Origin of the sequence: Rhodococcoides navarretei, from assembly GCF_038069675.1 — a bacterium.
GTDB lineage: Bacteria > Actinomycetota > Actinomycetes > Mycobacteriales > Mycobacteriaceae > Rhodococcoides > Rhodococcoides navarretei.
Genome location: NZ_JBBPCN010000001.1, coordinates 1925007 through 1938244, shown reverse-complemented (window position 1 = coordinate 1938244; position 13238 = coordinate 1925007). Strand labels below are relative to the sequence as shown.

Below are 13238 nucleotides of genomic sequence, written 5' to 3'. Positions count from 1 at the left end.
GTGCGGTCTTGCCTCGCTCGCCACGAGCACGGTGAGCCGTGCCCGCGGCCCTCATCTGTCGGGGTGACAGGAATTGAACCTGCGACCCTCCGCTCCCAAAGCGGATGCGCTACCAAGCTGCGCCACACCCCGTCGTACGGACACCATTGAACAGCAACCGATAGTAGCCCCTCATGGGCGCCCCACCCATGACGTCGGGCCGGACCGGTCGCAACAGGCCGGTTTGGAATCCGGCGACGGCTTTGGGTACAGTCTTGAAACGCAGGCGACGGAACTGGCGATCCCACGACTGTTGTTTGCATGCCGATGTAGCTCAATGGTAGAGCCCCTGTCTTCCAAACAGGCTACGCGAGTTCGATTCTCGTCATCGGCTCCACCGAAAAGCCCCGCACTCATGGTGCGGGGCTTTTTCGTGTCCGCGTACCCTGGACGGTGTCCGAATTGTCCGTACGAACCGGACTGCATCGTCGGCGGAAGGCCTGCAGTGGAAATAATCCTGATCGTTCTCGTCGTCGCCGCAGTGGCCCTGCTGGTGCTGCGCAGCAAGAAGAACTCGGCTGCGGCGGCCGAAACCGCGCTGGCCGACGCCAAGGCCGATGCCCGTCAATCGATCGAACGCCTCGGTGGGCAGGTCTACAACCTGATCGGCACCGACACACCGTCCAAGCAGGCCTTGGCCGACGCGTCCGAACGCAACATCGCTGCCGGTTCGCAGATCGACCAGGCCACTACTCCGGAACAGGCTCGACTGGCCAAGCAGACCGCCCTCGAGGGGCTCTACTACATTCGCGCTGCCCGACTGGCCATGGGAATGGATCCAGGGCCGGAGATCGCCGGCATCGACGGGCAGCAGCAGGCGGGTCGCGTCACCGAGAATCGCAAGGTCGACTTCGAGGGCCGCGAGATCGCGGCGTCACCGGATCCCTCCGATCGCACTCCGAACTACTACCCGGGCGGCCGCGTCGCGGGCCGTCCGGTGCCCGCGGGCTGGTACTCCGAGCCGTGGTGGCGTCCGGCACTAGTGGCCGGTGCCTGGGGAATGGGTTCGATGTTCCTGTTCTCGGCGATGTTCTCCGGCATGGCCGGGGTACCGGACGACACTGCAGCCGGAGGCGACATGGGAGCCGACGGTTCAGACGGGGGTTCGGGCGAGGATATGGGCGGCGACACGGATTTCGGTGCCATGGACGACGGTGGCGGCATGGACTTCGGCGGCGGCGACTTCGGCGGTTTCTAGGTCGCCTGACAGACCGGGCACCAGAACAGGTTTCGAGCCTGCATCACCGAGTGCAGGATGTCGGCACCGCACACGCGGCAGGGATAACCCTGCCTGCGGTAGACGTAGGAGCGAGGCCTGCGTGCACCGTAGGTGTCGCCGTGATCGTCCTCGGGCCGGATGGTGATGATGCGACCGCGTCGGACACCGATCTTCATCAGTTCGACGAGGTCGAACCAGATGGCGTCCCACTCGGATCGGTCGAGGTCCTTGCCCGGCCGCATCGGGTTGATCTCGTGGCGAAACAGAATCTCGGCGCGGTAGACGTTTCCGACGCCGGCGAGCACCTTCTGATCCATCAGCAAGGTGCCGATTGCGGTGCGCGACTTGGAGATTCGCGCCCACGCACGATCCGGGTCGGCGTCCTTACGCAGTGGATCCGGACCCAGGCGCGCCACCAGGGCATCGACCTGCTGTTCGGTGTAGATTTCGCAGGCCGTCGGGCCGCGCAGGTCGACGCCGTACTTCTCCCCCACCATGCGCAGCCGCACGGCACCCACCGGATCGTCCAGCGGTACAGCCTGTTCGGTGAACTTTCCGTAGAGACCGAGATGGATGTGCACGATCAGATCGGACTCGTATCGGTGCAGCAGGTGTTTGCCCCAGGCCTCGGCCTTCTCGAGCACGAGGCCGTCGATCAGCGCGGCACCGGAGGTGAACCGCCCCTGTGGGCTGCTCGCCTCGACCGGTGCCCCACCGAACCGACGTTGATGCAACCGAGCGAGTCGGTGCAGGGTGTGGCCTTCGGGCACCTACGCGGGCTTTCCGGGCACCTCGGGCGCCTCGCCGCTGCGCTCGTACTCGGACAGGATGTCGACGCGGCGCTGGTGGCGCTCCTCACCCGAGAACGGGGTGCCGAGGAAGGCGTCGACGATGGCAAGGGCCTCGGGCAGAGTGTGCATGCGGCCACCGATGCCGATGAGCTGTGCGTCGTTGTGCTCACGGGCCAACTTGGCGGTCTCGACGCTCCACGCCAGCGCGCAGCGAGCGCCCGGCACCTTGTTGGCCGCGATCTGCTCGCCGTTTCCCGAACCGCCGAGCACCAGCCCGCGGCTACCCGGGTCGGCGACGACGCGGCGTGCTGCGTCGATGCAGAACGCGGGGTAGTCGTCGACGGGGTCGTAGTCGAAGGCACCGCAGTCGACGGGCTCGTGCCCGGTCGCCGTCAGGTGTTCGATGATCTGATTCTTGAACTCGAGGCCGGCGTGGTCGGCACCCAGGTATACGCGCATGCCTAGAGTCTGACAGGTGAACTCCGAAGCCGAGAAATTCGCCGGTGTGGACGGCGCGAAAGGTGCGTGGGTGGTCGCGTCCATCGACGGCACGACGCTCACGTGGACCGGGTGTTCCTCCGTGGCAGAGGTGTTGGAACGCACGAGGGACCACGCGCGGGTGGGCGTCGACATGCCGCTGTCGTTACCCGAGAGCGGCTACCGCGTCAGCGAACTGGAGGCGAAGCAATTTCTGGGTACCGCGCGCAGCTCCATCTTTCACACGCCGGTCGTCGACGTGCTCGCTGCCGAGTCGTATCCCGAGGCATGCGCAGTGTCTCGACAGCTCACCGGCAAGGCGATCAGCAAGCAGACGTGGCACATCCTGCCGTCCGTGAAAGCGTGGCGCGATGCAGACTTCGATCGAAACAGATACGTCGAGGTACATCCCGAATGCTCGTTCCGGGCGATGTCGCCGACAACGGAGTTCTCGTCGAAGAAGACCGGCCGCGGTGTCGGACAGCGGTTGGCGGCGCTGCAGCGGTGGAGCCGGCAGATCGAGCTGGCAGACCTGCCGAGCGGGCCGGCCGTCGACGACTTCCTCGACGCGGCCGCGGCGGCGTGGTCGGCGCGACGTCTTCACCTCGGCGAGCACCGAGTGTTCGGCACCGACGACCCGTCGGACCGCATCGTGGCCTGACTCCCCCGTGCATGACAGCCGCACTCCTGCTACGGATTCCATGCACGAGGGGGGGCGATCAGTCGAACTGCGGATCTTCGTTGCGGGTGCGCTTGAGCTCGAAGAAGTGCGGGTACGACGCGAAGATCACCGACGCGTCCCAGAGCTTGCCTGCCTCCTCGCCACGCGGGATCCGGGAGAGCACAGGTCCGAAGAAGGCCACCCCGTTCACGTGAATGGTCGGGGTGCCGACGTCGGGTCCGACCTTGTCCATACCCGCGTGATGGCTGGTCCGCAGGTCCTCGTCGTAGTCGGTGCTCTCGGCGGCCTTCGCGAGGTCACCGGGCAGGTCCAGTTCCGCCAGCGACTCCGCGATGACGACGTCGAAATCCTTGTTGCCCTCGTTGTGAATTCGCGTTCCCATGGCCGCGTACAGCGGGGCGAGGATGTCGTCACCCTTCAGCTTGGCTGCGGCGATCGCCACGCGCACCGGGCCCCACGCCTTCTTCATCATCGCTGCGTACTCCTCGGGCAGGTCTCGGCCCTCGTTGAGTACTGCCAGGCTCATGACGTGGAAGTTCACGTCGATGTCTCGCACCTGCTGCACCTCGAGAATCCACCGCGAGGTGATCCAACACCACGGGCACAGTGGGTCGAACCAAAAATCCGCAGTGTCTTTCTGTCCTGAACCGGCCACTGTTCTACTCCTTGGAATTCGAGGTCAACGTCTCTTCGTTGCGTAACAACCGCCCACCGCGCAGACATTCCGCAGGGCACGTCGGCCAGCGCGGGAGACGCGTGACGTGATGGGATGGAAGGCACTACCCATAACTACACGAAGAGGTGTCGACTGAAGTGGTTGCTCCCAACCTGACGCGTGACCAAGCCTCCGAGCGATCGGCGATCATCGGGGACACGAAATACGCGATCGTTCTCGATCTCACCGACGGCGAGGGCAATCCGGGCGAGAAGACGTTCCGTTCGCTCACCACCATCACGTTCACGGCCACCGCCGGAGCGTCGAGTTTCGTGGACATCATCGCGGCCACGATCCGCTCCGCGACGCTCAACGGCACCGATCTCGATATCGCGAACTACGACGAGTCGACGGGCATCGCGCTCGAGAATCTGACCGAGCACAACGAACTCGTCGTCGATGCGGACTGCATCTACTCCCACACCGGCGAGGGACTGCACCGCTTCGTCGACCCGTCGGACGGCTCGGTGTACCTGTACTCGCAGTTCGAGACCGCCGACGCCAAGCGCATGTTCTCCTGCTTCGATCAGCCCGACCTCAAGGCCACCTTCGACCTGAAGGTCACCGCTCCCGAGAGCTGGACAATCATCTCCAATGCCGCGCATGCCGCGGAGCCTGCCGCCGGCGAGCACGTGTTCGACACGACACCGTTGATGAGCACCTACCTCGTGGCGCTGATCGCCGGTCCGTACGCGGAGTGGACCGACTCGTACACCGATGATCACGGCACCATCCCGCTCGGACTCTATTGCCGTGCATCGCTTGCCGATCACATGGACGCCGAGCGACTGTTCACCGAGACCAAGCAGGGCTTCGGTTTCTACCACGAGAACTTCGGCACTCCGTACGCCTTCGGCAAGTACGACCAACTCTTCGTGCCCGAGTTCAATGCCGGTGCGATGGAAAACGCCGGTGCCGTCACGTACCTGGAGGACTACGTCTTCCGGTCCAAGGTGACACGCGCCTCGTACGAGCGTCGCGCCGAGACCGTGCTGCACGAGATGGCGCACATGTGGTTCGGCGACCTGGTGACCATGACGTGGTGGGACGACCTGTGGCTCAACGAGTCCTTCGCCACGTTCGCGTCGGTGCTGTGCCAGTCCGAGGCCACCGAGTACACCAACGCGTGGACCACCTTCGCCAACGTCGAGAAGGCCTGGGCCTACCGCCAGGACCAGTTGCCGTCGACGCACCCCATCGCCGCCGACATTCCCGACCTGGCCGCAGTGGAGGTCAACTTCGACGGCATCACCTACGCCAAAGGCGCGAGTGTGCTCAAGCAGCTGGTGGCGTACGTGGGCAAGGAGGATTTCCTGGCGGGGTTGCGGGCCTACTTCGTCGACCACGCCTTCGGCAACGCGACCTTCTCCGATCTGCTTGCCGCCCTGGAGAAGTCGTCGGGTCGCGACCTGTCCGACTGGGGCACACAGTGGCTGCGGACCACCGGCCTCAACACCCTGAGCCCGGACTTCGACGTCGATGCCGACAATAAGTTCACCCGCTTCGCGGTCCGTCAGACCGGCGCGGCACCGGGTGCAGGCGAGCACCGAGTCCACCGCATCGCGGTCGGCATCTACGACGATGTCGACGGCAAGCTGGTCCGCACCGATCGCGTGGAACTCGATCTCGACGCAGCCGAATCGACGAATGTCGATGCGCTGGTAGGTGTCTCACGAGGAAAGCTCGTGTTGGTCAACGACGACGACCTGACGTACTGCGCGGTGCGACTCGACCCCGATTCGCTCGAGACTCTCCTGAGTCGTATCGGCGACATCGCCGAGCCCCTCCCCCGCACCCTGGCGTGGTCGGCGGCCTGGGAGATGACCCGATCCGCCGAGATGAAGGCGCGCGATTTCGTGGCGCTCGTTCAGCGCGGAATCGGCGGCGAGACCGAAGTGGGTGTGGTGCAACGACTTCTGCTCCAAGCCCAGACCGCCATCACCAGCTACGCCGACCCGGCGTGGGCGGCCGAACACGGTACCCCCGAGTTCGCCGACGCATTGCTCGAGCTGGCCCGCGGGGCCGAGGCAGGCTCGGATCACCAGCTGGCGTTCGTCAATGCTCTCACCGGCATCGAAATCGGCGATCGCCACATCGAGGTACTGCGCGCCCTGCTCGACGGTGATGCCGACGGCCAGGGCCTGTCCGGCCTCGGTGTCGACACCGATCTGCGGTGGCGCGTCGTCACAGCACTGGCCGCAGCAGGAGCCATCGACTCGGACGGGCTCGAATCTCCGGTCATCGACGCCGAAGCGGACAAGGACAACACCGCAGCCGGTGCACGGTCGGCTGCGGCGGCACGGGCTGCACGTCCGAGCGCGGAGGTCAAGGAACAGGCGTGGACCACGGTGGTCGACGACGACTCGGTACCGAACATCACGGCGCGCTCGATCATCGGTGGATTCGCCGGACCCGGCCAGGGCGAACTGCTCGAACCGTACGTCGCCCGCTACTTCGAAGCCATCGAGGGCGTCTGGGCGCGTCGTTCCAGCGAGGTCGCGCAGACCGTCGTGATCGGGCTGTACCCGTCCTGGTCGATCAGTGAAGAGTCGCTCGCGGCCGCGGACGGGTTCCTGGACGGCGAACTGCCGCCTGCACTCCGTCGCCTGGTGATCGAGGGACGGGCCGGCATCGTGCGAGCTCTCGCTGCGCGGGAGTTCGACGCGAGCTGATCGGCACCGCCCTACGACAAGGGCCGGTTGCTCACCGAGAAGGTGGGCAACCGGCCCTCGTCGTGATACCGGGTCCGGTGGGGCTAAGGCCTCAGAATGGATGCTGCCATCACCCGCACGGCGGCCACCAGGCCGTCGATGAGGTTTCCGTCTCGGAACGGTCCGAGTGCAGCGGTGACACCCAGCTGTGCGACCCGGTCGGTGGCCCGGTTGGACACTCGCTTGCCACTGCGGATCTCGAGAGCGTGCCGATTGGGATCGACCGCGATCAGGACCGAGCGCACGGCATCGGGCGTTCCGGGGAACACCGAGTCCGCTCCCGCCGCCGGATCGGCTCCGAGGTCACCGATGTAGATGTTGAACCGGATCTTGGTCTGCCGAATCGCCTGGGTCAGAGCGTCGTCGAGAGCAACCAGATCCTGAGTCGCGAACGGAAGATGCTCGGGATTGACGGTTCCGAACTCGTGAGCGGCTGAAATACGGCCGCTCCCGGTCAGGGCAGCCCCGAACGGCAGGTCTTCTTCCCGTATGTCACTGCGGACGAGTTCACCACTTGCCACTTGCAGCACCTCCGATCGAGTCGGCTGTGTCGGCGTCGTGCGATCCGTGGCCCCCGAATGGAGTCACCTCGTCCGTAGCGCTCCACAGCAATGGCTCGCGCGTCCACTCGTCCGTCAGTCGGTAGGGAGGTACGTCCATACCGGGCTGCTTGTCGGTCAAGTAGGACAACGCGCCGATGAGTCCGATCACCGCAACCGGAATCACCCCGAATATCAGCGTGGTCTCCAAAATGCTCACAGGGTGTGACGTTAGTCGACAATTGCGCGTCGGACCACGTCGGGGCCGGTGTTGTGACCGAAATGTGCGAACACGATTCGGTCAGGCAGCGCCTTCACCGAGATACGCCAGCCAACTCGGGTCCAGCTCTTTCGTGGTCGCCAACAGACGCCAGTGCGGACCCTTCGGCGGCACCAACTGGGCGCGCAACGTCCAGCCGATCTCGCTGAGCAGTTTGTCTGCCTTGCGATGATTGCACGAGGCGCAGCACGCGACGCAGTTCTCCCACGAGTGGCCACCGCCCCGGCTACGCGGCACCACGTGGTCGACCGTCTCGGCCTTGCTTCCGCAGTACGCGCACCGGAACCGGTCGCGGTGCATCAGCGCGGCTCGCGTCATCGGCACTCGTGCCCGATACGGAACGCGAACGAACGTCCGCAATCTGATCACCGACGGCACCTGCACCGAGAAGTCCGCGGACCGGATGAACGGACCCACCGGGTCGTCGTGCACCACGTCGGCCTTCCCACAAACGAGAAGAACCACCGCCCGGCGCATCGGAAGCGCGGTCAGTGGCTCGAATGTGGCGTTGAGGAGCAGCACACGGCGCTTGACCCACGCCGGTACGGCGTCGTCGACCGTGGCAGCGTTGGCCGTCGGCACCACACGCAGCGGAGAAGCCCCCGAGGCCGTCTCACGCTGGTCATGCGTGGTGCGGCCCACAGTGGGCGGGAGTTGTCGATGACGGTGTTGCGAGTTCTTCATGCGTTGCTCCAGAGACAGTCGGCGCCCGCGCATGGCTTGCGTGGAACACGAGTCACAGTGGAACACGAATGCACCGCCCGCGCACAGCCTTTTTCGTCGCATTTTCTGTTGCCGATCGGTGAACATTTCGCTTCCTCGTTCTCACCGACAGAGGAACGGCGGCCCCATGCGCTGCGTGACTGGCGAGATCTTCACGTCTCCGTAGACTCTTCGGGTGTCTGTCTCAACCTTTCTGTCCGCATCGTCCCTTCCGCAACCGTCGCTGCTACGAGAGGTCGACACCCGAGCCTTCGAGCTCACGGATACCGGGCGCGACTGGCTGGTCGATCGGCCGCTGCAGATTCTCGGTTATCTGGCCCTCGCCATCGTGTTACGCCTCGTTCTGCACAGAATGATCGCCCGCTTCACCCGCAACGAGGTCGGCAAGTCTCCGATGCTGCTACGACCGCTCCGCGACCGATCGTCGAGCACCGTCCAAGGCGCGATTCTCAACGAACGTCGGAAACAACGGGCCAACACGATCGGCTCGGTGCTCAAGTCGGCAGTGTCGGTCATGATCCTGACCTGGTTCCTGCTCTCGGTTCTCGATGTCATCGGCATCAACGTCGCACCGTTCATCGCGTCCGCGGGGATCGTCGGCGTAGCCCTCGGCTTCGGTGCCCAGAACCTGGTACGAGACTTCCTGTCCGGCATCTTCATGCTGCTGGAGGATCAGTACGGAGTGGGCGATGTCGTCGACCTCGGCGAGGCCACCGGGACCGTCGAGAGTGTGGGTCTACGTGTGACGACGATCAGAGACATCAACGGCACGGTCTGGTACTGCCGTAACGGCGAAGTACTGCGTGTGGGGAACATGAGCCAGGGCTTCGCGGTGGCGGTTCTGGATCTGCCCGTCTCGCACACCGCGAACATCGAAGAAGCCTGCGAGGTGGCCGAACGCACCACTCTGGCGTCGGTGAAGTCCGGCGACTTCGAGAACGACATTCTCGAACCACCCGAAATGCTCGGAGTCAACGGTGTCAGCGCCGACACCGTCACCATCCGCATCACGATCAAAACGCGGCCAGGACGCCAATGGGCCGTCCAGCGCCGCATTCACAAGGACATCCTCGAGGCCTTCGTCGACGCCGGCATCAAGGCACCCTATGCACTGGGACGCCCGGGTGGGGTCGCAGCCGAGCCCGGCTCCTGAGGGACAATGGTCGGTAGCGACGCCGACCGGAGCCCGTCGACGACCCCAGAAGAGAGAGTGTGATGACCGAACCGCAGCAGACGTTCTACGACGCGGTAGGCGGTGCCGAGACGTTCCGGTCACTCACGGCGAAGTTCTACGAGGAAGTCGCCAAGGACGAGATAGTGCGGCCGCTGTACCCCGAGGAGGACCTGGCACCAGCCGAACGGCGGATGCGGATGTTTCTCGAGCAGTACTGGGGCGGTCCGAGGACCTACTCCGATGAACGCGGACATCCGCGACTGCGCATGCGCCACAACCCGTTTCGGATCGGTCCGATGGAACGAGACGCGTGGCTTCGATGCATGCACATCGCGATCGCATCGATCGACCCGCAGGTCATGGACTCCGCGCATCGAGCCCAGTTGACCGACTACATGGAGATGGCCGCGAATTCGATGGTGAATTCGGCGATCTGACTACCGCGAACGGCAGTGGCTACAGAGATCCGACGCGTTGCGGGCTCTGTCCACCGACGGCGGCTCTGAGCTTGCCCACGCGAACTCGCACGGAGCCGGCGACCTTCAGCGCAAAACTGACGGGTCCGGGCAGATGCTGGCGCAGGATGGCGTGCTTGCGCACGTAGTCCTGCACGTGCCACTCCGACCATGTGCCCGCACGGAACAACGCGGCATCGCCTGCGACAAGGGTGCGCGGCGCATGGTCGTCACTCGAGACGGTCACCGAACCGTCCATGATGTGCACGATCTCGTCGACGGCGAAGAACCAGCGGAAACGTCCGGCGGTGCAGTCCCACACGTTGGTGGTGGTGGTGCCGTCGATGCTTTTCGACCACTCGGCCATCCGAGCGTGTGGGGTGCCTTCGAGGATCCAGGACGGCTCGATGGGGCTGTCGTCGAGTGCGATATCGCCGAGCCGTACGGCTTCGATGGCCGATGTGGTCATGGTGTCCGTCGCGTCCTCACAGTCGGGCGCGGCATCCGCCGCTGCTGGCTTCCGAAGCCGAACATACAACACTTTCCCAACGAACCGGCACGTGTCGGTCATGTGAATGAGCACAAAGCTTTACTCACCCTTGACCGACAAGTCCGGCTTTCGGCAGACCCCAGCGCCCCTGAATCGTTCCGCGGCCGATCGTTTGGCACTATTGCCCCTTGTGACCGATCCGATCGAACGCTCCGAACTGCTGTGGTGGCAGGACGCCGTCTTCTACCAGATCTACCCCAGGTCGTTCGCGGACTCCAACGGTGACGGCATCGGTGACCTCGACGGAATTCGAGACAAGCTCGGCTACCTCGAACTGTTGGGTATCGACGCGATCTGGATCGGGCCCATCACGCGCTCGCCCATGGCCGATCACGGGTACGACGTCTCCGATCCCCGCGACATCGACCCACTGTTCGGGAGCCTGGAGATCTTCGACGCACTGGTCGACGAAGCTCATGCGCGCGACATCAAGGTCACGATGGATCTGGTCCCCAATCACACCAGCATCGAGCACCCGTGGTTCAGGTCTGCCCTGACCGCGCCGCGCGGTGGTGCCGAGCGTGCCCGCTACATCTTTCGAGACGGGCGTGGGAACGACGGTTCGCAGCCGCCGAACAACTGGCCGAGCATCTTCGGCGGTCCGGCCTGGACCCGTGTCACCGAGCCCGACGGCTCACCGGGCCAGTGGTATCTGCACATCTTCGCGCCCGAGCAGCCGGATCTGAACTGGAACAATCCCGAGGTGTTCGACGACTTCGCCCGCACACTGAGATTCTGGCTCTCCCGCGGTATCGACGGCTTCCGACTCGACGTGGCGCACGGAATGGCCAAGCCGGCAGAGCTGGACGACATGAGCCTCGAACTGAACGCGTTGATGAAGAACGACGACGACGATCCTCGGTTCAACAACCCGCGGGTGCACAACCTCCATCGACGCATCAGAGCGGTGATGGACGAGTTCCCCGGAACGGTGACCGTCGGCGAGATCTGGGTGCAGGACAATGTTCGGTTCTCCGAGTACATCAGGCCCGACGAGCTGCACCTGGGCTTCAACTTCCGGCTGGCCAGTGTCGATTTCGATGCCGAGACCATCCGCGATGCCATCGCCAATTCACTCGCCGCGGTCGAACTCGTCGACGGGACGCCGACGTGGACGCTGTCGAACCACGACGTCGAACGTGAGGTCACCCGCTACGGCGGTGGGGACCTCGGGCGGGCGCGCTCCCGCGCGATGATCCTCGTCGAATTGGCGCTTCCTGGAACGATATTCGTGTACAACGGTGCCGAACTCGGGCTGCCCAACGTGCAGCTGCCCGAGAGCGCGTTGCAGGATCCGGTGTGGGAACGATCCGGGCACGCCGAGCGAGGCCGCGACGGCTGCCGCGTGCCGATGCCGTGGGAGGGCCACACCCCGCCGTTCGGATTCTCGACCACCGATCGAACCTGGCTGCCGATGCCGCCGGAATGGGACGGCTGCACTGCCGAGGCGCAGCTGGAGGACGTCGATTCGATGCTGAGCCTGTACCGCACCGCCTTCGAGTTGCGGGCCCTGCGACCGGAATTCACCGGATCCGGGATCGATTGGTACGGAGCGCCTCCCGGCTGCCTGGCGTTTCGTCGACGCGGCGGCCTGATCTGCGCGTTGAACGCGTCGGACGAGGCGATCCCGCTACCTCCCGGCGAGCTACTGCTGGCCAGTGCTCCCCTGGTGGACGGCAGGCTTCCGGCACACGCGGCCGCCTGGCTGGTCTAACGCTCCACTGTCAGCGACAACTGCTGCCCCGCACGGCGAGCGAACACGGAGCCGTAGCGGGCGTCGAGGCGTAACCACACCTTCGAGGCCCGCACCCGCACCACCTCGTCGGCTGCGATCCGATCGGGGTCGACATCGATCGTCAACGGGTCGTTCCCGCTGTGTGGCACGAAACCCATTGCGGTCAGGGCGAACACTGTCCGCATGGAAATCGAGACGTCGTCGGCCTCACCCGTGACGTGCAGAACTTCCTGTTCGAGCAGCGAACTCGGCGGACCGTGACTGCTGCCGTGTTCCTTCGCCAGTGCCGCGCCGCGTTGCGCGAGACCCACGAGCACCCTGGCGGGCACATCGTCGATGTGGCCGAATCCTCCGTAGGGCGGTAGCGCCCCGCGCCATGCGGAGTCCATCGAGAATCCCGGGTCGATCACACCGTCGGTTGCCTGCTCCACAGCCGCAGCCAGTACGTCGGCACCGGCGCTGGTGTCGTCCGGAACCACGGTGCCGGTGATGACTCGCGCAGCCAGAGCATCGAAACCGGTGATGGCCCAACAGGAGACACCGCCACCCGCTCGGGTTCGCATGCGGATCACCGCGGCCTCGTCCAAACGCAGCGCTCTGGCACAGAACGTCGCCAGGTTCTCTCGCTCGACCGCGTCGGGGACGGTCAGTACGCGCTCATACACGCTGCCAGCTCACGAGAAATTCGCGCTCCTCAGGGGTGAGGCGGCGCAACCGCTGCGCATCGATATCGAACGCTGCAATCTGCGTCGACGCCACCACTGCCGCAGGCGTGTCCAGCGACGCACCTCGGGCCCGAACCTCGTAGCCGACGACGAAGTCCACCGCCCGTACCGAGTCGATCCACATGAAGACGTCGAGGGGGCCGTCCTCGTGCCGCAGTTGGCCTCGATACTTGACGTGCAGATCCGCGATCACCGCTCCGTGGCGCAGGTTCGCCGTCGGCCTGCCGTCCACCAGCAGCCACGGGATGCGTGCCTCTTCGAGCAGGGTGACCATCCGGGCATGGTTGATGTGTTGATACACGTCCATGTCCGACCACCGCACATCCACGGTGGCGTGGAAGCCCACTCGCTCGGTTTCGGGTCGTTTGTCGGACAGATGGGCGTCGGGCACACTCACGCGGTCGTTCCCTCTTCTCTATCGAA

At 65.0% G+C, this 13238-nt stretch carries 15 protein-coding genes and 2 tRNA genes; 7 read left to right on the top strand and 10 right to left on the bottom strand.

The window, feature by feature from the left end:
- Nucleotides 1–58: 58 nt before the first annotated feature.
- Nucleotides 59–132, bottom strand: a tRNA-Pro gene (locus AABD04_RS09345).
- Between the two features lie 170 nt (nt 133–302).
- Here AABD04_RS09345 and AABD04_RS09340 point away from each other — a divergent pair.
- A tRNA-Gly gene (locus AABD04_RS09340) sits at nt 303–376 on the top strand.
- 108 nt (nt 377–484) lie between these two features.
- Nucleotides 485–1237 (top strand): DUF1542 domain-containing protein, encoded by a 753-nt coding sequence (locus tag AABD04_RS09335; RefSeq protein WP_341440991.1) that lies wholly within the window; start codon nt 485–487, stop codon nt 1235–1237.
- Here the strand turns inward: AABD04_RS09335 and AABD04_RS09330 are convergent.
- A complete protein-coding gene (locus tag AABD04_RS09330; protein ID WP_243594079.1) occupies nt 1234–2028 on the bottom strand; it encodes an Fpg/Nei family DNA glycosylase in 795 nt (264 codons plus the stop codon). The genes AABD04_RS09335 and AABD04_RS09330 overlap by 4 nt on opposite strands.
- Nucleotides 2029–2508 (bottom strand): ribose-5-phosphate isomerase, encoded by a 480-nt coding sequence (locus tag AABD04_RS09325; RefSeq protein ID WP_243609729.1) that lies wholly within the window; start codon nt 2506–2508, stop codon nt 2029–2031.
- Between the two features lie 16 nt (nt 2509–2524).
- Here AABD04_RS09325 and AABD04_RS09320 point away from each other — a divergent pair, with 16 nt between their 5' ends.
- Nucleotides 2525–3187 carry a DUF429 domain-containing protein gene (locus tag AABD04_RS09320; RefSeq protein ID WP_341440990.1) on the top strand — a complete coding sequence of 221 codons (663 nt, stop codon included), beginning with the start codon at nt 2525–2527 and terminating at the stop codon, nt 3185–3187.
- A gap of 58 nt (nt 3188–3245) precedes the next feature.
- On the opposite strand, the gene AABD04_RS09315 is transcribed toward AABD04_RS09320, so the two are convergent.
- The gene (locus tag AABD04_RS09315) at nt 3246–3863 is read right to left on the bottom strand and encodes a mycothiol-dependent nitroreductase Rv2466c family protein (RefSeq protein ID WP_243594082.1); all 618 of its coding nucleotides are present in this window, start codon (nt 3861–3863) and stop codon (nt 3246–3248) included.
- A 158-nt stretch (nt 3864–4021) separates the two neighbouring features.
- Here AABD04_RS09315 and pepN point away from each other — a divergent pair, with 158 nt between their 5' ends.
- The gene (gene pepN, locus AABD04_RS09310; RefSeq protein WP_341440989.1) at nt 4022–6595 is read left to right on the top strand and encodes an aminopeptidase N; all 2574 of its coding nucleotides are present in this window, start codon (nt 4022–4024) and stop codon (nt 6593–6595) included.
- 83 nt (nt 6596–6678) lie between these two features.
- Here the strand turns inward: pepN and AABD04_RS09305 are convergent, their stop codons facing one another.
- The 3 genes from AABD04_RS09305 to AABD04_RS09295 form a co-directional block, all read right to left on the bottom strand.
- Nucleotides 6679–7155, bottom strand: a complete 477-nt coding sequence (locus AABD04_RS09305; protein ID WP_341440988.1) for a DUF5130 family protein — start codon at nt 7153–7155, stop codon at nt 6679–6681.
- Nucleotides 7142–7393, bottom strand: a complete 252-nt coding sequence (gene ctaJ, locus AABD04_RS09300) for an aa3-type cytochrome oxidase subunit CtaJ (protein WP_243594085.1) — start codon at nt 7391–7393, stop codon at nt 7142–7144. Before ctaJ ends, AABD04_RS09305 begins: the two co-directional genes overlap by 14 nt.
- Before the next feature lie 81 nt (nt 7394–7474).
- The gene (locus tag AABD04_RS09295) at nt 7475–8137 is read right to left on the bottom strand and encodes an HNH endonuclease (protein ID WP_243594086.1); all 663 of its coding nucleotides are present in this window, start codon (nt 8135–8137) and stop codon (nt 7475–7477) included.
- Between the two features lie 232 nt (nt 8138–8369).
- Between AABD04_RS09295 and AABD04_RS09290 the strand changes: the two genes are divergently transcribed.
- Together AABD04_RS09290 and AABD04_RS09285 are read left to right on the top strand one after the other, a co-directional pair.
- A complete protein-coding gene (locus AABD04_RS09290; protein ID WP_423228220.1) occupies nt 8370–9329 on the top strand; it encodes a mechanosensitive ion channel family protein in 960 nt (319 codons plus the stop codon).
- 62 nt (nt 9330–9391) lie between these two features.
- A complete protein-coding gene (locus tag AABD04_RS09285; RefSeq protein ID WP_243594087.1) occupies nt 9392–9787 on the top strand; it encodes a globin in 396 nt (131 codons plus the stop codon).
- 19 nt (nt 9788–9806) lie between these two features.
- On the opposite strand, the gene AABD04_RS09280 is transcribed toward AABD04_RS09285, so the two are convergent.
- Nucleotides 9807–10274, bottom strand: coding sequence for a cupin domain-containing protein (locus tag AABD04_RS09280; protein WP_341440987.1), 468 nt, complete (start codon nt 10272–10274; stop codon nt 9807–9809).
- Nucleotides 10275–10380: 106 nt separating this feature from the next.
- Here AABD04_RS09280 and AABD04_RS09275 point away from each other — a divergent pair, with 106 nt between their 5' ends.
- Nucleotides 10381–12069 carry a glycoside hydrolase family 13 protein gene (locus tag AABD04_RS09275; protein ID WP_341440986.1) on the top strand — a complete coding sequence of 563 codons (1689 nt, stop codon included), beginning with the start codon at nt 10381–10383 and terminating at the stop codon, nt 12067–12069.
- Here the strand turns inward: AABD04_RS09275 and AABD04_RS09270 are convergent.
- Both AABD04_RS09270 and AABD04_RS09265 read right to left on the bottom strand, forming a co-directional pair.
- The gene (locus tag AABD04_RS09270; RefSeq protein ID WP_341440985.1) at nt 12066–12755 is read right to left on the bottom strand and encodes a hypothetical protein; all 690 of its coding nucleotides are present in this window, start codon (nt 12753–12755) and stop codon (nt 12066–12068) included. The genes AABD04_RS09275 and AABD04_RS09270 overlap by 4 nt on opposite strands.
- On the bottom strand, nt 12748–13212 hold the full coding sequence (locus AABD04_RS09265) for an acyl-CoA thioesterase (protein ID WP_308198106.1): 465 nt from the start codon (nt 13210–13212) through the stop codon (nt 12748–12750). Before AABD04_RS09265 ends, AABD04_RS09270 begins: the two co-directional genes overlap by 8 nt.
- Nucleotides 13213–13238: the final 26 nt, after the last annotated feature.

Excerpts from the sequence above, each read along its gene's own strand:
- AABD04_RS09325 (WP_243609729.1), bottom strand. The coding sequence starts at position 2,508 with ATGCGCGTATACCTGGGTGCCGACCACGCCGGCCTCGAGTTCAAGAAT.
- AABD04_RS09295 (WP_243594086.1), bottom strand. The coding sequence starts at position 8,137 with ATGAAGAACTCGCAACACCGTCATCGACAACTCCCGCCCACTGTGGGC.
- AABD04_RS09285 (WP_243594087.1), top strand. The coding sequence starts at position 9,392 with ATGACCGAACCGCAGCAGACGTTCTACGACGCGGTAGGCGGTGCCGAG.
- AABD04_RS09280 (WP_341440987.1), bottom strand. The coding sequence starts at position 10,274 with ATGACCACATCGGCCATCGAAGCCGTACGGCTCGGCGATATCGCACTC.
- AABD04_RS09275 (WP_341440986.1), top strand. The coding sequence starts at position 10,381 with ATGAGCACAAAGCTTTACTCACCCTTGACCGACAAGTCCGGCTTTCGG.